10 protein-coding genes (1 of these 10 only partly in view) are annotated in these 21438 nt (G+C 68.1%); 9 read left to right on the plus strand and 1 reads right to left on the minus strand.

Annotation, left to right across the window (positions count from 1 at the left end):
- The 8 genes from ACODS4_RS21030 to ACODS4_RS21065 form a co-directional block, all read left to right on the plus strand.
- On the plus strand, positions 1-5470 hold the final stretch of the coding sequence (locus ACODS4_RS21030; RefSeq protein ID WP_488867179.1) for an SDR family NAD(P)-dependent oxidoreductase. Its footprint begins 5936 nt before the window's first position; the window shows 5470 of its 11406 coding nt (coding positions 5937-11406); the start codon falls outside the window, past its left edge; its stop codon occupies positions 5468-5470.
- On the plus strand, positions 5457-11894 hold the full coding sequence (locus ACODS4_RS21035; RefSeq protein WP_488867181.1) for a type I polyketide synthase: 6438 nt from the start codon (positions 5457-5459) through the stop codon (positions 11892-11894). The genes ACODS4_RS21030 and ACODS4_RS21035 overlap by 14 nt, the downstream gene beginning before the upstream one ends.
- On the plus strand, positions 11891-13066 hold the full coding sequence (locus tag ACODS4_RS21040; protein ID WP_488867183.1) for a hypothetical protein: 1176 nt from the start codon (positions 11891-11893) through the stop codon (positions 13064-13066). The genes ACODS4_RS21035 and ACODS4_RS21040 overlap by 4 nt, the downstream gene beginning before the upstream one ends.
- 247 nt (positions 13067-13313) lie before the next feature.
- The gene (locus ACODS4_RS21045; protein ID WP_488867185.1) at positions 13314-13697 is read left to right on the plus strand and encodes a DUF6312 domain-containing protein; all 384 of its coding nucleotides are present in this window, start codon (positions 13314-13316) and stop codon (positions 13695-13697) included.
- Between the two features lie 58 nt (positions 13698-13755).
- On the plus strand, positions 13756-14010 hold the full coding sequence (locus ACODS4_RS21050; protein WP_488867187.1) for a DUF6200 domain-containing protein: 255 nt from the start codon (positions 13756-13758) through the stop codon (positions 14008-14010).
- A 197-nt stretch (positions 14011-14207) separates the two neighbouring features.
- Positions 14208-15299, plus strand: a complete 1092-nt coding sequence (locus tag ACODS4_RS21055; protein ID WP_488867189.1) for an efflux RND transporter periplasmic adaptor subunit — start codon at positions 14208-14210, stop codon at positions 15297-15299.
- Positions 15296-18400 (plus strand): efflux RND transporter permease subunit, encoded by a 3105-nt coding sequence (locus tag ACODS4_RS21060; RefSeq protein ID WP_488867191.1) that lies wholly within the window; start codon positions 15296-15298, stop codon positions 18398-18400. Before ACODS4_RS21055 ends, ACODS4_RS21060 begins: the two co-directional genes overlap by 4 nt.
- Positions 18400-19116: a 4'-phosphopantetheinyl transferase family protein gene (locus tag ACODS4_RS21065; protein WP_488867193.1), complete on the plus strand. Its 717-nt coding sequence runs from the start codon at positions 18400-18402 to the stop codon at positions 19114-19116. Before ACODS4_RS21060 ends, ACODS4_RS21065 begins: the two co-directional genes overlap by 1 nt.
- A gap of 56 nt (positions 19117-19172) precedes the next feature.
- Here ACODS4_RS21065 and ACODS4_RS21070 read toward each other — a convergent pair whose 3' ends face one another.
- Positions 19173-20498, minus strand: a complete 1326-nt coding sequence (locus ACODS4_RS21070) for an NAD(P)/FAD-dependent oxidoreductase (protein WP_488867195.1) — start codon at positions 20496-20498, stop codon at positions 19173-19175.
- Positions 20499-20746: 248 nt separating this feature from the next.
- Between ACODS4_RS21070 and ACODS4_RS21075 the strand changes: the two genes are divergently transcribed.
- Entirely contained in the window at positions 20747-21223 is a 477-nt protein-coding gene (locus tag ACODS4_RS21075) for an Lrp/AsnC family transcriptional regulator (protein ID WP_488867197.1), read from the plus strand.
- Positions 21224-21438 lie beyond the last annotated feature (215 nt).

Genomic DNA, 21438 nt, shown 5'->3' on the forward strand with positions numbered 1-21438 from the left:
CGGCGTCAATTTGATCCTGGCGCCGTCGTCCACCATCGCCTTGTCGGAATTGCAGATGATGGCCCCCGATGGCCGTTGCAAAGCTTTCGACGCGGCGGCGGATGGTTTCGTGCGCGGCGAGGGCTGCGGCGTCGTGGTGCTGAAACGTCTGTCCGACGCGCGGGCCGATGGCGATCCGGTGTTGGCGGTGATCCGGGGCAGCTTCATCAACCAGGATGGCCGCTCGTCCAGCCTGACCGCTCCCAGCGGCCGGGCGCAGGAAGCGGCCTTGCGCGGCGCGCTCGCCCGCGCCCGGATGGCGCCGGAACGGATCGGCTATGTCGAGACGCATGGCACCGGCACCGCCTTGGGCGATCCCATCGAAATCCATGCGCTGAAGGCGGTGTTCGGCCCCGGACGCGACGCAAGCCGACCGCTGGCGGTTGGCGCGGTGAAAACCAACCTCGGCCATCTGGAGGCGGCGGCGGGCGTCGCCGGGCTTATCAAGGCGGTGCTGACGCTGCGCCATGGCGTCATTCCGCCGAACAACCATTTGAAAAATCTCAATCCCCACATTGAGCTGGGAAGCTTCCCGGCGCTGCTGCCGACGGAACCGACGCCGTGGCCAGCCATTGAGGGACCGCGCGCCGCTGGGGTCAGCGCCTTTGGTTTTTCCGGCACCAACGTTCACCTGACCCTGGAGCAAGCTCCTGAGTGGGCGCCGGTCGCCGTGGCGGAACCGCGCGGCTTGCACCTGATCGTCGCGTCGGGGGCGACGCCGACCGCCGCGCGTCGTCGCGCCGCCGACTGCGCCGATCTTTTGACGACCGAGGGCGGCCCCAGTCTGGGCGATCTGGCCCACACCAGCCTTGCCGGTCGGGCGCATCTGGATTTTCGCGTCGCAGCGGTCGCCGCTTCGGAGCAAGAGGCGGCGCGGGCTTTGCGGAACGCTCAACCGCCGGAATCCGCGCCGCAGCAACCACGGGTGGGCTGGGTGTTCACCGGCCAAGGCGCGCAGCGGGCGGGCATGGGGCGGGAGTTGCACCGAACCGAGCCGGTGTTCCGCGCCGCCATCGACCGCATGGCGGCGGCGATGGCCGGTTCGCTGGACCGACCCTTGACCGATATTTTGTGGGGTGAGGCGTCGGCGCGGATTCAGCGAACCGGCTACGCCCAACCGGCGCTGTTCGCCGTGGGGTTCGCCCTGGCCGAACTGTACCGCCATTGGGGGCTGAAACCGGCGGCGGTGCTGGGGCACAGCGTCGGTGAATACATCGCCGCCGCCGTGGCCGAGGCGGCGGACGCCGACGACGTCGCGCGGCTGATCGCCAAGCGCGGCGCCTTGATGCAGGCGTTGCCGCCGGGCGGGGCGATGGCCGCCGTTCTGGCGTCCGCCGATGTGGCGCGAGCTGCCATTGGCGACGATGCGGCGCTGGTTTCCATCGCCGCGCTCAATGGTCCGGCCAACACGGTGATTTCCGGCGACGGCGCGGCGTTGGATCGGTCGCTGAGTCGGCTGGACGCCGCCGGCGTCGTCGCCAAACGGCTGACGGTGTCCCACGCCTTCCACTCGCCATTGCTGGAGCCGATGTTGGATGAGCTGGAGCGGGCGGCGGACGCGGTGGCGTGGCGGACGCCGCGCCTTCCTCTGTTCGGCAACCTGACCGGCGCCGCCGTTGATCGGTTCGACGGCGCTTACTGGCGCCGCCACGCCCGCGCGCCGGTCCTTTTCGCCGATGGGGTGCGGGGGATGGCCGATCTGGGGTGCGACGTCTTTCTGGAATTGGGGCCACAGCCGATCCTCTGCGGCATGGGGCGCCGGGCGCTCGCGAACGCCCGCTGGCTGTCGAGCCTCGACGGGTCCGACATGGAATCGGCGGCGGTGCTGGGCAGCCTGTCGGCGCTGTTCGTCGCCGGGGTCGATATCGACGGCAAGGCGGTCAGCGGCGGGCGCGGTCAACGGATCGTCTCCACGCCAGCCTACCCGTATGAACGGCGGCGTTATTGGGTTGACGCCGCGCCGACGGTCGCCTCCGCGCCTGTGGGGATTGGCGCGTCCGATCTGTTGGGGCCTCCGCTGCGCGGGCCGGGGCGGATTCGCCGGTTCCAGAGCGTGCTGTCCACCACGGCGCAGCCGTGGTTGGCCGATCATCGGGTGCGTGGTCAAGCGACCGTCCCCGCCGCCGTCCTGGCCTTGACGCTGGCGGCGGCGGCCGAGGGCAAGCCGCTCGCCGATCTGCGCTTTCACGCGCTGTTGGCGGTGGACACGGCCACGCTGACGCAAACCGAGCGGGACGGCGACGGGCTGACCCTGCACGCCGCGCCGTTGGAATCCGATGATTGGCGGTTGATCGTCGAGGCCCGCGTCGGCGACGCGCCGAGCGTCGGCGTGCAAGATCTGGCGGCGTTGCAGGCGCGATGCCCGCAGGGCGCGGACGTCGGCGCCTTCTACGCCAGCTTCCCGTCGCAGGGCATCGACTATGGCCCGGCGTTCCGACCGATCATTGAACTCCGCATCGGTTCGGGCGAGGCGTTGGCGCGGCTTGCGAGGCCGGTTGGACTGACCGGCGACGCGTTGCGCGCCGCCTTGCTGGATGGCGCGTTCCAGAGCCTGGGCGCGGCGGCGGTCGGGCTGGAGGCCGCCGACAACGGTTATCTGCCGGTGGGGCTGGCGGGTTTCCGTCCGTTCTCCGCCGAAATTGGGTCGGACCTGTGGGCGTGGTCGCGGCTGGCGCGGCGGGAGGACGGAACGCTGTCGGGCGACGTCACGCTGCTGGATGGCGTCGGCGTTCCGGTGGCCGAAGCCGTCGGGCTGATCCTGCGCCCCAACCCTAAGCCGCTGACGCGGGTGGACGCGGCGGCGGAACCGCGCGCCAAGGCGGGGGCGTTCGCGTTCTCCTGGCGCCCGGCGGTTGAGGACCGAGTCCTGCCGAAGACGGTCCATGTCGCGGGCGCCGACGCCGCTCTGGCGGCGGTTTTGGCGCGGCGGCTGGCGGCGGTTGGCGCGGTCTTGGTGGACGCGGACACGGCGGAACTGGCGCTGTTCCTCCCGCCCGACGACGACGCCCTGACGGCTTGCGTGGCGCTGCATCGATTGGCGGTCCAACTGATTGGTCGGGACAGGCCGCCGCGACTGCTCGTCGTCACCCAGGGCGCCGCCGTGTTGCCGGGCGACGCCCATGCGCCGCCCATCGCGGCGGCGGCCTTGTGGGGCGTCATCTCCACCTTGCGGATTGAGCATCCAGAGCTTGACGCGGGCGCGTTCGACGCGCCGCCCGGGATGGAGTTGGTCGAGGCGGTGGAGCCGCTGCTTCGCGCCATGGCTGGTCGCGAGACGTTCATCGCCTTGCGGAACGACGCGGTCTTTGCCCGCGCCTTGACGCCGCAGGTTTGGGCTGGGGGCTGGGGCGAGGCTGGTGGTCGCGCCGGGTTGGAACGGCCCGCCAGCGGCCAATTGGGGGATTTGGCGTTCCAGCCGTTGGATCGGACGTCGCCGGGATCGGGGGAGGTTCGCATCGCCGTGACCGCCGCCGGATTGAATTTTCGGGATGTGATGAACGCGCTCGGCGCCTATCCCGGCGACGGTGGCCGACTGGGTGGGGAATGCGCGGGTTTCGTCGCCGCGTTGGGCGACGGGGTGAGCGGGTTGGCCATCGGTCAGCCGGTGATGGCGCTGGCCCCCGGCTGTCTGGCGACCGAGGTCATCGCCAAGGCGGCGTTGACCCTGCCGATCCCGGCGGGGTGGAGCCATGAGCAGGCGGCGACCATGCCCACGGTGTTTCTGACCGCCGCGCACGCCCTGCGCGGGCCGGGTCGCCTGCGGGCCGGGGAGCGCGTGCTGATCCACGCTGGAACCGGCGGCCTGGGCATGGCGGCGATTCAGATCGCCCAAGCCATGGGGGCGGAGGTTCTCGCCACCGCCGGGAATGCGGAAAAGCGGACGTATCTGCGTGGTTTGGGCGTCTCCTGCGTCGCCGACAGCCGCTCGCCCAGCTTCAAGGACGAGGTGCTGAGCCACACTGGCGGGCAAGGCGTGGACGTGGTGCTCAACGCGCTGAGCGGCGTGATGATCGCCGCTGGTTTCGACGTTCTGGCGCCGGGGGGGCGTTTCCTTGAGGTCGGCAAGGCGGGCGTCTGGTCGGCGGAACAGGCCATGGCCTACCGCGCCGACGTCGCCTATTCGACCATCGCGCTTGACCGCGACATCGTTGCTGAACCGGAACAGGTTGGGCGGCTGTGGCGTGACCTGATGGAGGAGTTCGTCGCCGGTCCCCTGCGAGCCTTGCCGGTGACGCCGTTTTCGCTGCGCGACCCGGAGCCGGCCTTCCGCCACATGCAGGCGGCCAAGCACATTGGCCGCATCGCCTTGACCCGGCGGAGTTTGCGCGCCGACGCCACCTATTTGATTACCGGCGGAACCGGCGCGTTGGGGCGGGCCTTGGCGCGACGGCTGGCGGCGGACGGGGCGGGGAGCGTCACCCTGGCGGCGCGGCGGGAACCCGATCCGGCGCTCAAGGCCGAGATGGCGGCCTTGGCGGATTGGGGCTGCGCGGTGCGTTCGGTCGCCCTCGACGTGTCCGACGAGGCGGCGGTGGCTGGTTGGTTGGCTGGTCTGGACCGTCCGTTGGCCGGTGTTTTCCACGCGGCGGGCGCGCTGGACGACGGGGTTTTCACCCAGATGACGCCGACCCGTTTTGAAGCCGCGCTGAAAGGCAAACTGCGCGGCGCCGTGGTGCTGGATCGCCTGACCCGAGGCCAGCCAGTGGATCGTTTCGTGCTGTTTTCGTCAGCCGCCGGAGCGCTGGGATCGGCGGGGCAAGCCAATTATGCGGCGGCCAACGCCGGGTTGGACGCGCTGGCGCGCCGCCGTCGCGCCGAAGGGCTGCCAGCCGTCGCGGTGGCGTGGGGCGCCTGGGAGGGCGACGGCATGGCGGCCAACCGCCACGGTCCGGCTCTGCCGACGGAAACCGCGCTGGCGGCGTTGGATGATTTGCTGGCCGCCGAAACCACGCACGCTGTGGTTCTGCCGGTGGTGGAGCCGGTGGTGGATGAGGATTCGCGGTCAGACGCCGCCCCTCCGACCGCCTGTTTGCGAACGCGCCTGTCCGAGGCCGAACCGGCGGCGCGGCTGCCCCTGTTGCGGGACGCGGTGCGTGGCCATGCCGCCGCGATTCTCGCCTTGGCCGGAGAAAGCCTGGACGGGCGCAAGCCGCTCAACGACTACGGGCTGGATTCGCTGATGGCGGTGGAGTTGCGCAACGCGCTGGCCGCCGCCATCGGCTTTCCGCTGCCCGCCAGCCTGATCTACGACTATCCGGGCATCGACGCTTTGGCCGGTTTCCTGGCCGAACGTTTGGCGGATGACGGTCCAAACCAGGCGCCGCCCCCGGAAAGGCCGATAGAGCCGCCCGGACCCAGTGAACTGGACGCGATGAGCGAAGAAGACTTGGCCCGCGCGCTGATGGAGGAAATGGACCGTGCCGGATACTAAGGCTCCCGCCCCGATTGACGTCGCCCAGCAATTGCGCCGGGCGATGGCCGCCGTCACCGACATGCGCGGCAAGCTGGCGGCGGTTGACGCCAAAGCGCATGAACCCATCGCCATCGTCGGCATGGCCTGCCGCTTTCCCGGCTCCCCCGATCTGGCGAGCTATTGGCGGTTGTTGGTCAACGGGGACGACGCCATCCGCGAGGTTCCCAAAAGCCGTTGGGACGTTGACGCCCTTTATGATCCTGACCCCGACGCGCCGGGAAAGATGAGCACCCGCTGGGGCGGCTTCATCGACGACGTTGATTGTTTCGATGCCGGTCTCTTTGGCATTTCCCCGCGCGAAGCGATTGTTTTGGATCCGCAACAACGCTTGTTGTTGGAAACCGCGTGGCGGGCGTTGGAGGATGCCGGGATCGCCCCCGACAGCCTGACGGGCACGGCCACCGGGGTTTACGTCGGCTTGTCCACCACGGATTACGCCCGCGTGCTGACGGTGAATTTGGGTGAAAATGGCTGGATCGACGGTCACGCCAGCCTGGGCAATTCGGTCGCCGTCGCCGCCGGGCGGTTGTCCTACACGCTGGGTCTGCAAGGTCCGGCGCTGGTCGTCGACACCGCGTGTTCGTCGTCGCTGGTCGCGGCGCATCTGGCGGCGCGCAGCCTGCGCAGCGGGGAAACCCGGCTGGCGCTGGTCGGCGGCGTCAATCTGATGCTGTCGCCGGAACTCAACATTGGGTTCAGCAAGGCGCGGATGATGGCGGCGGATGGCCGTTGCAAGACGCTGGACGCGGCGGCGGACGGGTATGTCCGGGGCGAGGGCTGCGGAGTCGTCGCGCTGAAACGCCTGTCCGACGCCGAGGCGGATGGCGACCGCATCCACGCGCTGATTTTGGGGTCGGCGGTCAACCAGGATGGCCGGTCCAACGGGCTGACCGCGCCCAACGGTCCGGCGCAGGCGGCGGTGATCCGCGCGGCGTTGGCCGACGCGCGGATCACGCCGGAACAGGTGTCGGTCATTGAGGCGCACGGCACCGGCACGCCGCTGGGCGACCCCATCGAGGCGCGGGCGCTGGCCAGCGTCTATGGCACGCGCGCCGCCGGGGACGCGCCAGCCCGGCTTGGCTCGGTCAAGACCAACATCGGCCATCTGGAGGCGGCGGCCGGCATGGCCGGTCTCATCAAGGCGGCGCTGGCCGCCGAACATGGCGTCATTCCCGCCCATCTCCATTTCAAGGCGCTCAACCCCCACATCGCCGCCGATGGTTTTCCCTTCACGGTGCCCACCAAGGCGGAGCCATGGGGCGGCGTTGATGGTCGGCGGATCGCCGGTGTCAGCAGCTTCGGCTTTTCCGGCACCAACGGGCACGTCATCGTCGGCGGGCCGCCGCCACGGACGGCGGTTCCCGTGTCCAGAACCCGTCCGCCGGTTCTGGCCCTGTCCGCCGCCGATGGGGAAGGGTTGGCGATGTTGCGGGCGAGCGTTGGCGCGGCGTTGTCCGATCCAAACGCCGATTGGCCCAATCTGGCGGCGACGCTGACGGCGGGGCGCGCCCAGCATCCGCACCGTCTGGCCTTCGCCGCTTCCGATCTGGACGCGGCCCGCAAGGCGCTGGACGGCGCGGCGGCCACCAAGGCGCTGACCGCGCCCGCCCTCGCCCTGCTGTTCACCGGGCAGGGTTGCCAATATCTGGGCATGGCTGGGGGGCTGATGCGGACGGAAGCGACGTTCCGCGCGGTGATCGAGCGTTGCGACGCGGCTCTTGGCGACCGTCTCGGCCTGTCGTTGGCCCGGTTGTTGGCGGATGGCGACCAAACGCTGACCCGCACCGACCTGTTGCAACCGGCGCTGTTCGCGCTGGAACTGGCGACCGCCGAGTTGTGGCGCAGTTGGGGGGTGGAGGCCGCCGCCGTGCTGGGCCACAGCGTCGGTGAAATCGCCGCCGCCTGCTACGCCGGGGCCTTCTCGCTGGAGGATGGCGTCGTCTTCATCACCGAGCGCGGACGGTTGATGGAGCGCCGCGCCGGGTTGGGCGGCATGGCGGCGGCCTTCGCCGACGCGGCGACGGTGAAACGGGTCATCGTGGGTTCCGGCGCCGTCATCGCCGGGTTGAACGCGCCGCAAAACACGGTGATCGCCGGGGATTTGGCGGCGATGGCGACGGCCTGCGACAAGCTGGCGGCGGCGGGCGTCGCCGTCCACAAGCTGGAGGTGGCGACCGCGTTTCATTCCGCCCTGCTCGATCCCTGCCTGGACGAGATCGAGGCGGCGGCGGCGGCGATGAAAAGCCAGACCGCCCGGCTGCCGGTCGCCGCCAATTTGACCGGGCGGCTGACGCAACGTTTCGATCCGGCTTATTGGCGGGCGCAGGCGCGCAACCCCGTGCGTTTCACCGATGGGTTGAAGGCGCTGGCGGAAAAGGGCTGCCGGGTGATGCTGGAGGTCGGGCCGCAGCCGGTGCTGTCGAGCCTGGGCAAGGCGACGCTGCCCGAAACCCTGTTCATTCCGTCGCTGCGCCGGGGGATCGACGACGGGCGGATGATGGCGGACGGGCTGGCGGCGCTTTACACGGCGGGTGTGCCGGTGGATTGGGCGGCCTATTGCCGGGCGGAGGACGGATCGCGCGGCTGGCGACCCACGGCGGCCCCGCCGCACCCGTTCCGTCGGGACCGCTTTTGGCCGGAGCCGGTGGAAACCCCCGGTTTGGGTGGCGCTGTCGTGGCGCAGGTTGGACCCGGTTCGCCGTTGTTGGGCGCGCGCATCGACACCCCGCTGGAGGCGCGGATCCATCAAACCGCGCTGTCGGTTGAGGCGATGCCGTTCCTGGCCGACCATGTGGTGTTCGGCGAGGTGGTGGTCCCCGGCGCCATGCATGGGGTGCTGGGCTTGATGCTCGCCGAGGGGGCGGGGCTGACGCCGCCCGCCGTCGCCGATCTGGTGTTCGCCCAGGCGCTGGTCGCGCCGCCCGACGGCGCCATCCTGCAAACCGTGGCGATGCCGGACGGCGGCTACGCCGTCCATTCCCGCCGGGCGGGGGACGAGGGCTGGACCCGTCACGCCGCCGGTCGTTTGCTGGCGGCGCCCGACCAGCCGCCCGCCCCGCTGGATTTGCCGACGTTGCGCGAGCGGTTGACCGCCGATGACGCTGGACCGGCGGCCCTGTTCGCCATGCTGGCCTCGCGGGGGATCGTGTTGGGAGAATCCTTCCAGGGGTTGGCGCGGTTCTGGCGAGGCGAGGGGGAGGCGCTGGCGGAAATTTGTCTGCCGGTCGGTCTGCGCGCGGACGCCGCCCGCTTGCCGATCCATCCCGCCGTGCTGGATTCCTGTTTCCAATTGTTGGGCGCGACCTTCAGCGGCGAGGGAACCTCGGGCGGCTTCCTGCCGCTGTCCATCGACCGCCTGAGCCTGTGGCGGCGGCCAGGAGAGCGTTTCTTCTGCCATGCCCGCATCGCCGACGCCGGACCCAGCGCCGAGGTGGCGGTCGGTCATTTCCGATTGATCGACGAGAACGGCCACAGCCTGATGGCGGTGGATGGTCTGCAAATCAAACGGGTGGCCGCGCCGACTCCACGCGACGCGGTCGCGGACGCGTTGCTGGCGGTGGATTGGCTGACGGCGCCCTTGACGGGGGGCTTGCCCGCCGCCGATTGGGCGGGGGTGGACGCTGCGGCGCGGGCGGCCAAGGACACGGCGGTTGCGGCGGATTTGCCGGAAACAGGGCTGGGCGACGGGCTGGAGCGTTTGGCCGGGGCCTATGCCCGCGACGCGCTGACCGCGCTGGATGGTCGGGCGCCCGCGCATCTCAGCCGGGAAAAGGCGCGCCTGTTCGAGCGGCTGAAGCGGATGGCCGATGGCGATGGCGATGGCGATGGCGTGGCGCGGACGCTGGCCGCCGCTTTCCCCGACAACGCCGCCGACATCGACATGGTCGCCCGTTGCGGTCGGGGGATCGTCGGCGTCCTGCGTGGCGAGACCGATCCCTTGACTCTGCTGTTTCCGGCGGAAAGCGACGAGGAGAAGGGCGTTTACGGGCGGGCCGGTTTGGCGGAAACCGCCAACGCCATGGCGGCGTCCGCCTTGTCGGCGGCGCTGGCGCGGCGCGGCGTTGGCGCGGCGAACGCGCGGGTGTTGGAGATCGGCGCCGGGACGGGGGCGACGACGGCGGCGCTGCTGCCGGTCCTGAACGCGGCGGGCGGCGCCGCGCGTTATCTGTTCACCGACGTCTCGCCCGCTTTCCTGAACGCGGCGGAACGGCGTTTCGCCGACGCGCCGGGCTTCGCCACCGCCGTCTTCGATCTGGAGCGGGCGCCCGGCGAGCAGGGCTTTGGCGGCGAGCGTTTCGACATTGTGGTCGCCGCCAACGTGGTTCACGCCACCGCCGATTTGCGCCGGTCGTTGGCGCATGTCCGCCAGGCGCTGGTCCCCGGCGGCTTGTTGATTTTGGTGGAAAGCACGCGTCCACAGCTTTGGTGGGACATCGTTTTTGGGCTGACGGATGGTTGGTGGCGCTTTGCCGACACCGACTTGCGCCCCGACCATCCCCTGTTGGACGCCGGGCGTTGGCGAGCGGTGTTGCGGGAAAGCGGTTTCGGCGCGGTCGCCGCGACGCCGGTGGACGGGCCGGGGCGGCAATCGGTGATCGTCGCCCGCGCCGAAGCCGGGCCGGAACTGCTGCTGGTTTGCCAGGATGAGCAACGGGATTTGGCGGCGGCGGCGGCGGCGGAATTGGCCACCCATGGCCAACCGGCCCGCGCCGTGTCGTCGGCGCAAGCGTTGACGGCGATCGCCGGATCGTCGGCCTTGGCGGGCGTCGTCGCTTTGGGCGGGGTGGGGGCCGTCGATCAGCAGCCCTTGCAGGCGGCGTTCGACCTGGGCCGTGCGATGATCGCGGCGGGACGGCGCGGTTTCACGCTGGTCACGCGCGGCGCGGTCGCCGCCGAGGGAGCGCCGACGGCGCCGGAGGCGGCCAGCCTGTGGGGCTTTGGTCGGGTGGTGGCGCTGGAGCATCCGGAACTGGCCTGTCGGCGCGTCGATCTTGATCCGGCTGGCGGCGGCGCCGCTGAACTGGCGGCGGCGCTGCTGTTTGATGGCGGAGCCGGGGAGGAGGACGTCGCTTGGCGCGGCGGTCGTCCCTTGGTCAGCCGACTGGTTCCCGCCCCCTTGCCGCCCTTGGCGGCGCCGGTCGCCTTCAGGCCCGACGCCACCTATCTGGTGACGGGCGGTTTCGGCGGGTTGGGACTGCCGCTGGTCCGTTGGCTGATCGCGCATGGCGCCCGGACCATCGTGCTGGTCGGGCGCCGGGCGCCGCCGGACGAACTTCGGGCGGCGCTGGCGATGGAGGGGGCGACGGTCCACACCCGCGTCGCCGATGTCGCCAGCGAGGCGGCGATGACCGCCCTGTTGGACGAGATCGACCGCAAGACGCCGCCCTTGAAGGGAATTTTCCATCTGGCGGGGTCGGTGGCCGACGGCGCGCTGATAAACCAGAGTTGGGAAAGCTTCGCCTCGGCGCTGCCAGCCAAGGTGGACGGCGCCCGCTGTCTGCATCGGTTGAGCCTTGGCCGGCCGCTGGATCATTTCGTGCTGTTTTCCACCTCCGCCGCGTTGATCGGCAACCGAGGGCAATCCAACCACGCCGCCGCCAACGCCTATCTGGACGCCTTGGCGGAACATCGGCGCGGGGATGGGCTGCCCGGCCTCAGCGTCAACTGGGGCGCCTGGGGCGAGGTGGGCGCGGTGGCGGCGGGGAGCTACGCCGCCGCCATGGCCGAGCGGGGGGTGAAGACCTTCACCATCGCCCAAGGCTTGGACGGGCTGGGCCGCGCCATGGCCGCCGCCGGGGGCGACGGGCGGGCGCGTTACGGCTTCGTCGCGGTGGATTGGCCGAAATTCCTGGCCGGTTATGGCGGGCGGACGCCGCCGTTCCTCTCGCAAGCCGCGCCAAAGGCGGCGCTGGCGGGGGGCAAGGCGGCCACGCGGACGACCCCATCGGCGCCGACCCGTGATTTCCGGGCCTTGTTGGCGGCGGAAAAGCCAGAATCCCGGCGTGGCAAGCTGGCTGAACTGTTGCGGAGCGAAGCCGCCGAGGTGCTGGGGTTGAACGATCCCACCCGCATCGACATGGGCCAGGCGCTGAATGAAATCGGCCTGGATTCCCTGTTGGCGTTGGAATTGCGCAACCGTCTGGGCGCGGCCTTGGGCGCGTCGCAACCGGCGACCCTGCTGTTCAACTATCCCAGCATCGAGGCGTTGGCCTTGCACGTTGGTGAAAGCTTCGCCGATCTGTTGGACGCGGCGCCGTCTGTGACGGTCGATGCGGATCGGGACACGGAACAGGCGTTGGCGCGGGAAGTGCTGGCGATGACCGACGCCGATCTGGAGGCGTTTCTCGATCAGGAACTGGCCGATCTCGGCGGGGTGGGGTGAGCGTGGATCGCCTGCTCAGTCCCAACGAGGCCAATTTCTGGCTGATGGACCGCACAGCCCCGATGAACACGGTGCTGGTGGTCCAAACCCGCCGCAACCTGGACGCGGCGGCTCTGGTCCGCGACAGCGCCTTCACTCTGCCCAGCGCGGTCATTGGCCGCCATCAACGCCCACGCTGGTCCACAAGGGCTGAAGACGCGCGGTCCGGCGTCATCGACATGATCGACGGTGACGCGATGACCTGGCTCGCCGTCGCCACCGACCTGTTGCACCAGCGGGTCGGCGGGCCGAACCACCCCCTGTGGCGGGCTGTGGTGATCCGGCACGCGGGAGGCTCGACCTTGGCCCTGGCGACCAACCACGCGTTGACCGACTGGCGCAGTGGGTTGGTCGTCGCCGACGCCTTCCTCGCCGGGCTTCATCCGGGGCCATTGGAGCCGGCCTGCGAGGAATCCTTGCCGCCGGAGGTGTTTGGCGATCCCGACTCGGCTGATCTGATTGATGGCTGGTGGAGCGCCAAGGCCGGCGCCCGTTGGGAAGCCGCCGGGCTGGATCGACTGGCCGGGGTCTTGCCCGCCGCCTCCCCTGTGGCCTTGACGTGTTTGCGCTTCTCCGCCGAGGACACGGCGGCGTTCCTGGCCCGCTGCAAGGCGGAGGGAGTCACCCCCAACCATGCGCTGATGGTCGCCCTGCGTGACTGCCTGGGAAGCCGAACGGTGGCCTTGTCCGTGGACATGAGCCGTTTCATCCATCCCTCCCCTCCGCCGGGGCCGGGGCTGGCGGTGTCGCATCTTTTCGCCGATCTGGCCGATCCGGCGGCAATGCCGGAATTTTGGGGCGCGGCGCGGGCGGCGCGGGCGGCCGTGCGGGACCGGATCAAGGGCGGCGCCCATGGCGACTCCCTGCTGATTTTGCCCAAGGTGCTGCTCCAACGGGACATGGCGCTGACCGGCGGCTCGGCGGATCTGACCATCACCGGCCCGCCGACACGCGCCAGTCGCCGCCCCGATCCCGACACGGTCATGGAGTTGGTGCTGAGTTCGCCCCGTGGCGGCGGCGACATCGTGGTGCTGTCGAATTTTGACGGACGGATTCAGTTGATGTCCAGTTGCCCGGCGGCGCGGTCGGTTCTTGATCTGGAGGCCATCGCTGATCGGATGCGCGCCGCATAACGGCGCTGGATCGCGGGCGGTTGCTGGGGTGGGCCAGCGGCGCGGCCCGAAACTGTCGGCGAATCTGGCGAAAGGACTGATATTGAAGCGCTCTTCGCGATTGAAACCGGCTTCGCAACCCTGTCGCGAGTCATCGCCGGGCGGCTGGCCTGAAAATACGCGCGCGCGGCGCGCGCAGGTCTGTTGTCAATCCATCAGCGTGTGTTATAAATTGTGAATGCTCCCAATCGATTGGAGGACACGGTTGATGACCGTCGTAATGAAGGGCGGGGCGAAGCGGGTGACCGTGATTCGCAAGAACAGCGGCAGTGCTCCCTCCCAGCGCATCGTTGAGCGTGACGCCATGACATCCCGCGTCGCGGCGGTGGATGGCGTAAAATTCGTGGTTGTCGAACCATCGGGCCACACCCGCCACGGCGCCATCGTCGAGGATTTGGGTGAGATCAAAAAGCAGAACAAGACCTTGCGGCCCGTCGAAAAGCGGCTGCGCAAGGTTTTGCGTCGGCAACTCCAGACTTTGGACTTTTATTTGACGCTGCATGATCGCTCGAATCGCAAGAAGAAAAACGGCTGGCTGCGCGATCTCGGCTCGAACATGATGAAGGCTCGGCGCAAGCCTTCCTGGGAATAAGCACCGTTTGACCGGATCGCTCCGGATCATTGACCACGCCATTTATGCGGAGAGCATCATGAGCATCGAGTCGGACGCCGAGGGCGGAAGCGGCGGCGCCATCTGCGTCATCAACATGGGCGAACAGTCGCGCAAGCGGATTCGCCGTCTGCGCAAGGGCACCGGTCGCCTGATGGAAAAGGTCGAGGACGCCCTTGCCGAGTTGCAGACTCAGGGCGTTCTGGAGAAAAACGTCCAGACCCTGGTCGTCGTCGTGAAGGAAGAGCGCACGCTGGCGAACCTGTTTGAGGAAGATGACGACGACGACGATTGATCGGTCTGAATCGCCACTTTCCATTCGACCCGACGTCTTGCTTTGGCTTGATGAAAAGCCGCGTTTCTTTCCGAACAGGGAGAATGCGGTTTTTTGTCGCCTGGAAACATGGGTGTGGAAATTTGCGTTGAGACACCCGTCTGTGCGACACTGGGGCCACGCTTAAGCCAAGCGAGCCTCGTCATCGGGAAGGCGCCATGAAGCGGAAAGCCGTCGCCGCCGTCATCGCGCTCACCGCATTGGGCGGCGCCGGGGCCTATTGGTACAGCCGCAATCTGAAAGCCGTCGTCGCGGCTCCGGTCGAGGTCGCGCCTCTGCCGATCGCAGTGTCCGTCGCTCAAGCCTATCTTGGCCCGGCGGTCGAACGCCTGACTCTGATCGGCACATTGCGCGCCAAACAGGAAGTGGCGATCACCCCGCCTGAAGCCGGGCACGTCATCGCCCTGCCCTTTGGCGAGGGCAGTTTGGTGAAACAAGGCGATTTGCTGATCGCGCTGGACTCGACCGTGGCCCGGGCCGATCTGGTCGGCGCCGAACAGCAATTGAGAAACGACCAGTTGGAATTGGACCGTGTTTCCGAACTGGGGGGCAAAGGTTTTTCCACCCGCGCGCAGATCGAGAAGGCGCGCGTCGCCGTGGCCTCGTCGCAGGCCGTCCTGATCGGGCAGCAGGCCAAGGTGAACCATCGGTCGCTGAGCGCGCCGTTCGCTGGCCAAATCGGTCGGATCAACTATTCGGTCGGCGCCTATCTGTCTCCCGGCGACATCGTGACGACCCTGCGCGGCTTCGACGTGATGGAGGTCGCCTTCAAGGTGCCGGAAAGTCGGCTGGCGGAGACTCGACTCGGCATGATGTTCTCGGCGACGGTCGCCGGAGGTGGGATGACCACGGCGGGCAAGGTCGCCTTCATCAGCCCGGACATCGACCCCGCCACCCGCAGCGCTGAATTGCTGGGGCAAATTCCCAACCCCGACGGCAAACTGAAAACCGGCATGTTCGCCCGCATTTCCCTGGAGCTGGCGGTCTGGGAAGACGCGGTTCTGGTGCCGGAAACCGCGCTGGTCTACGCGTTGTCGGGCGAACATGTTTACCGGATCCGGGATGGCAAGGCGGAACGCGCGCCCGTCGTCCTCGGGCTTGTCGAAAATGGCGTCGCGCAAATCCGCTCCGGCGTCGCCGCCGGAGATCAGGTCATCATTGATGGGCGGTTCCAGGTCCGTCACGGTTCGCCGGTGCTCGTCGCGCCCAAAACGGCCGGCCTTGCCGTCGGCGCGGGCGGCGGCGGATGAGCCTCTCCGATTTTTTCATCCGACGTCCGGTCTTCTCCATCGTCGTCAACGCCCTGTTGGCGATTCTCGGGCTTTACGCGTTGGCCGTGCTGACCGTGCGCGAACTGCCCAATTTTGAAGCGCCGCTCGCCACCATCACCACGGTTTTGAGCGGGGCCTCGGCTGAGTTGGTCGAGTCGGAGGTCACGTCACGCATCGAAGAGGCGATCTCCGGCGCCCAAGGCGTCGATTATTTCACCTCGACCAGTTCATCCGGCGTCAGCGTCGTCACCATCACCTTCAAGGGCGGCGTCTCCGCCGCCGCCGCCGTGGCCGACGTCCGGGCCAAGGTGGACGCCGCCCGTGGCCAACTCCCCGCCGACACCCAGGCGCCGGTGGTGACGCAGCTCAGCCTCGACGCCGCCCCCATCTTGTATTTGTCGCTTTCCAGCCCGACGCGGTCGGCGATGGAGATGACGGAGTTGGTGGACAGCGTGGTGCGCACGCCGCTCTCGACCCTGGAAGGCGTCGCCTCGGTGGCGTTGCTGGGCGAGCGGAAATACGCCATGCGCATCGAACTTGACCCGTTGAAGATGGCGGCGCTCGACATCACCCCTGACGACGTGCGCACGGCGGTGTTGCGCCAAAGCGCGGCGGTTTCCGCCGGAACGGTGGGCAAGGGCGACCTTCGCATTGACGTCATCGCCCACACCACGCTGGCGACCGCCCAGGCGTTCCGCCGTTTGGTGCTGCGCGGCAAGGACGATTATCTGGTGCGGTTGGAGGACGTCGCCCGAGTCGTGGTGGCGGCCGACGACGTCAAGAACGGCGTGCTGATCGACGGGCAGCCCGGCCTGACGGTTGGCGTGCTGCGGCAAGCGGGGGCCAACGCGCTGACCATCGCCGCGCTCGTCGAAGCGAGGCTGCCGACGCTGCGCGCGGCGTTGCCCGCCGACGTCACGGTCGACATCATCTTCGACACCACCATCCCCATCAAGCAATCCATCGACGAATTGTTCCACACGCTGCGCGACGCGGTCGGGCTGGTGATCGTCGTGGTCATGCTGTTTCTTGGATCGCTGTCCGCCTCGCTTGTGACCATCGTGACCATCCCTCTGTCGCTGATCGGCACGCTGGCCTTCATGATGGTCATGGGCTACAGCCTCAACATCTTCTCGCTGCTCGCCATCGTGCTGGCGGTTGGGCTGGTGGTGGACGACGCCATCGTCGATGTGGAAAACGTCGAACGTCACATCCAGCGCGGTCTCGATCCGATGACCGCCGCCTTTGTCGGCAGTCGGGAAATCGGTTTCGCGGTGATCGCCACGACGCTGACGTTGGCCTCGGTCTATCTGCCGATGGGCTTCCTGCCCGGTCTGATGGGCGCGCTGTTTCAGGAATTCGCCTTCACTCTGGCCGCCGCCGTGCTGCTCTCCGGCTTCATTTCGCGCACCTTGTCTCCGATGATGTGCTCGCGCCTGCTGAAACCGGCGAAGGCGAAAAAGCCGGGCCGCCGCCGTGGGCCGATGCGGTTGTTGGAGGACGGCTATCGCCGTGCGCTGGACGGCGCCTTGTCGGAACGTTGGGCGGTCTTCACGGTGTTTCTGGCGGTCGGCGTCGTCGCGGTGGCCGCCGCCAAGACTCTGCCCAGCGAAATGGCTCCGGTGGAAGATCAAGGCTATGTCATGGCCAGCTTCGTCGGCGCCCCCAGCACCTCTTATGAAACGCTGGAGCGTCAGGGGCGCGACATCGCCAAGGTGTTCGACTCCGTGGCGGAAAAAACCCGCTCGCTGATCCTGGTTGGCTTGCCGGATTCGCGATCCGGCTTCGCCATCCTGATCCTAAAGCCGATCGAACAGCGTCAACGCTCGGCGGCGCAGATTGGCGCGGCGTTGATTCCCGCGCTGAAGGCCATCCCCGGATTGGACGTCAACGTCGTCGATCCTGGCATCCTGTCGGGCGGCGGGCAGCTTCCGGTGCAGATGGCGATCAAGGCGCCGGGGGATTACCCGACCCTGGCGGCGACCATGGACGTTGTGCTGAACAAGGCGGCGACCGTGCCGGGTCTCGTCAACCCGACCAGCAACCTGCGGCTCAACAGCCCACGCCTGGAAATTGCCATCGACCGCGACATCGCCGGTGACGCCGGGGTGGACGCGAACGCCATTGGCGGCACAGTGGCGGCGGCGCTGGGCGATTACCGAGTCGGCACTTTTTCGTACGCGTCCAAGAACTACAACATCATCGTCGAACTGGACGGCAAGATCGTCGGCCAGGAGGAGGGAATCGGTCTGGTTGAGGTGCGCGACGCCAAGGGGAAGGCCGTTCCGCTGCGCAACCTGATAAAAACCTTCCACGGCGTGGGAGCGGACCGGTTGTCGCATTTCGATGGGCAGCGTTCGGCCACCCTGTCGGCCAACCTTGCCGCCGGAGCCTCGCTGGGGCCGACGCTCGACGCGCTGGAGGCGGCGGTCAAGCCGGTTCTGCCCCACGGCGCCACCATCGCCTTTGATGGCGCGTCGCGGCAATTGAAGAGCACAGACGCGATGGCTGGGTTGGTTTTCCTGCTGTCGTTCGTCTTCATCTACATCTACAGTTTCCTCGCGGCCCAGTTTGAAAGCTTTCGCGATCCGTTCATCATCCTTCTGGTGGTGCCGTTTTCCGTGCTGGGCAGTCTGATGGGGCTGGCGGAGGCTGGCGGCAGCCTGAACCTGTTCAGTGGGATCGGGCTGATTACCCTGGTCGGGCTGGTGGCCAAGCAGGGCATCATGGTGACGGAATTCGCCAACCAACTGCGCGACGAGGGGCTGGAACTGCGCGCGGCGGTGATCGAGGCCGCCGTCACCCGGCTGCGCCCTGTGCTGATGACGGTGGTGTCGATGATCGTCGGCGCCTTGCCGCTGCTCTACAACGTCGGTTCCGGCGCGCAGGGGCGTTTTCAGATCGGCGTGGTCATCATCGGCGGCATGATCCTTGGCATGCTGCTGTCGCTGTTCGTCGTGCCGGCGACCTACACGTTGGCGAGCAAACGCGTGCGCAAGCCGTTGGCCACTCCCCCCAGCGATGAGGACGCGCGCCGGATGCTGCATGGACCATTGTCCCAAGGGGGCGTGGCGGATTGATGGACGACGCAGGCGCGTTCGTCCGGATCTGGACTCTGCCCCTGCGCGACGCCGATGAGGCTGACGCCGCGCGCTGGCGTGGTCGGCTCAGCGTGGAGGAGCAGGCCCGATCCGACCGCTTCGTCTTCGCGCCCGACAGGCTCGCCTATCTGGCCGCCCACGCGCTGGCGCGGCGCGTGTTGGCCGCGCATCTTGGCTGTCCGCCGGAAGGGCTGCGCTTCGTCGCCGAGGCCAATGGCAAGCCGCGCGTTTGGGTCGGCGACGACCTGGCCGGGGTTTGGTTCAACCTGTCCCATACGCGGGGCATGGTGGCCGTCGCGGTCTCGGCGACCGTGGACCCAGGCGTCGATGTCGAAGCGTTGCGGCGACCGATGGATCTGGCGGTCGCGGAAAGCGTCTTGACCCCGGAGGAACAGCGATGGCTGTTCGGCTTGCCGACGGATGAACAGCCCGCCAGCTTTGTTCGGCTGTGGACGCTGAAGGAGGCCTATGTCAAGGCGACCGGCCTCGGCCTCTCCCAAGCGCTGGACGCCTTCTGGTTCGCGCCGGACGTTTGGCGCATCCAGTTCTCACCCGCCATCGTCGATGATCCATTGGCTTGGCGCTTCCACCAGCAGGTGTTGGACGAGCGTTTCGTGCTGTCCGTCGCGTGGCGCGAGGCGGTCGCGGGTCCCGCCGTCCTGACGGTGACGGGGATGACGCCCCTCGCGCTTTAGAACCTTGCGGTTGAAATCGAAATCGTCTGTTGCGCTTGAGGGGCTGGCGTTCCGGTTCAGAAATCGGCGACGGTTCCGGCGGCGAAACCGGCGAAACGGCTGGGGTGATAGGGGCGGGGATCGACGATGGGCGTCTGCGCGGTGATGAGGTCGGCGATCAGGTGGCCGGCGCCGGGGCCGATGCCAAAGCCGTGGCCGCTGAAACCCGCCGCCAGGATCAGACCAGGCAAGGTCGCCACCTCGCCAATCGCTGGGACGCCGTCGGGCGTGCTGTCGATGTAACCGGCCCAGGCGGCGGTGATCGGCGCGTCTTTCAGGCCCGGCAGCAGCGCCATGGCCCGTTCGTGGGTCAAGCGGATGGTGCCGCGATCCGGGGCGGGATCGAGCACGCGCACCCGCTCCATCGGGGTCGGGCGGTCGAGCCGCCAACGCCGCAACGTCTCGTGGCCGGAGCGCAGGCCCGCAAGCCCGCCGGGCATCAAGCTGCTCCAGCGTCTGGTGAACATCGGCAGGAATTGCGGAGCGAAGCGGAGCTGTTGGAAGGTCGGGTCGACGCGCCCACGCCCGCTGATGGCCAGCGTGTGGCCGCCGTCGCCGCGCCGGGTGATCGACACGGCGGCGGTGTGCAGGGCGTCGGGCAGACCGGCGGGGCTGGGACCGACCGACAGGATCGACGACCGGATCGAGGCCAACGGCAGCCGCACGCCGATCTGATGGCAGAAGGAGGAGGCCCAGGCCCCACCGGCCAGGACCACCATCGGGGTGTGGATGGTCCCCTGTTCGGTGACGACGCCGCTGACCCGCCCGCCGGTGGTTTCCAATCCGCGCGCGGCGCAACCCTGATGCACCGTGCCGCCCTGCTTCAGAATGGCGCGGGCCACGGCGGGCGCGGCGCGGGCGGGGTCGGCGATGCCGTCGGACGGGGAAAAGACGCCGCCTTTCCAGGACTGGTTGGTGGCGCGCCCGCGCTGGGCGGCTTCGGCGCTGGTCAGCATGTGGGTGGTGACGCCGACCGTCCGGGCGAAATCGCGCCAACGCGCCCACCCGGCCAATTCCTGTTCGTTGTTGCTGAGGTAGAGCAGGCCGCAGCGGGTGAAGCCGGTGTCTTCACCGCTTTCGGCGGCGAAGCGTTCCCACAAATCCAGGCTCTTGGTGGCCATCGGCAGCTCGCGCGCGTCACGGTTCTGCTGGCGGCACCAGCCCCAATTGCGGCTGGATTGCTCCGCTCCGACCCGCCCCTTTTCAACCAGGGCCACCGACAGCCCGCGCTGGGCCAGGCTGTAGGCCGTCCACACGCCGACGATGCCGCCGCCGATCACGACGGCATCCGCGCGCGCGGGGAGGCGTGGGGAGGATTCGATGGTCTGCAAAGGGGCGGGCATGGACGGGATCTCCAGTTTCAGCGTCGCCCTTATCTAGCCACGGCGCGTGGGGTGGCGGGCACCGCATTGGCCGATCCGACAGCATTTTGTTCCGCTCTGTTCGGGCCTGATGATGCATTGTTCTGCAAGAGTTAGGCCTCTCAACCATCGACAGCGGGCCGGGGCGTGTTAAGCTGCCTTGGGCCATGGGTCAGAATTTTCTGCTGTCCCATTCCGTTCTCCGCCCCCCGAACCGGATGGGTTTCCCGATGAAGCTGGACCGCATCGACATCAAGATTCTGCATCAACTCCAGAAGAATGGTCGAATCACCAACGTGGAGTTGGCCGAACTGGTGAATCTGTCGCCCAGTCCCTGTCTGATGCGGGTCAAAAAACTCCAGGCCGAGGGCTACATCGAGGGATACACGGCGCAGATCAACGTCAGCAAATTGGGCCAGACCCTGACCGTCTTCACCGAGGTGACGCTGAAGAATCATCGGCAGATTGATTTCGCCCGCTTCCTGGCCGCCGTCAACAAGATCGAACAGCTTCTGGAATGCCATCTGGTGTCCGGCGGCTATGACTACATGCTGAAATTCGTCACGTCCGGCATCGGCGAGTATCAGGAAATCATGGAAAAATTGACCGACATGGACATCGGCATCGACAAATACTTCAGCTACGTCGTGCTGAAATCGCCGATCATCCGCACGCACATGCCGCTGACCACGCTGTTTCCCATGTGAGACCGCCCGCCCTATGGAGCGGGCGGGGGCGTCGGCCCTGAGACACGGGCGCGCGCGGGCTTGGCGGCCCGGTCAGCGCCGCCGAAGGGGTCGGATGATCCATTTCCCATCATCCGACCCGAATGGAAGGCGCCGCCAACCTCGGGATGTTCACGGCCTTTTAGAGTATCCGTTATGGACAAGCGGTTTTTTCGCCCCACTTTCGGCCTTTGCTC

Source organism: Azospirillum sp. FG154, assembly GCF_057809575.1.

Coding starts and splice junctions, on each gene's coding strand:
- ACODS4_RS21070 (WP_488867195.1), bottom strand. CDS start 20,498: ATGCCCGCCCCTTTGCAGACCATCGAATCCTCCCCACGCCTCCCCGCG.
- ACODS4_RS21055 (WP_488867189.1), top strand. CDS start 14,208: ATGAAGCGGAAAGCCGTCGCCGCCGTCATCGCGCTCACCGCATTGGGC.
- ACODS4_RS21050 (WP_488867187.1), top strand. CDS start 13,756: ATGAGCATCGAGTCGGACGCCGAGGGCGGAAGCGGCGGCGCCATCTGC.
- ACODS4_RS21065 (WP_488867193.1), top strand. CDS start 18,400: ATGGACGACGCAGGCGCGTTCGTCCGGATCTGGACTCTGCCCCTGCGC.
- ACODS4_RS21045 (WP_488867185.1), top strand. CDS start 13,314: ATGACCGTCGTAATGAAGGGCGGGGCGAAGCGGGTGACCGTGATTCGC.
- ACODS4_RS21075 (WP_488867197.1), top strand. CDS start 20,747: ATGAAGCTGGACCGCATCGACATCAAGATTCTGCATCAACTCCAGAAG.
- ACODS4_RS21060 (WP_488867191.1), top strand. CDS start 15,296: ATGAGCCTCTCCGATTTTTTCATCCGACGTCCGGTCTTCTCCATCGTC.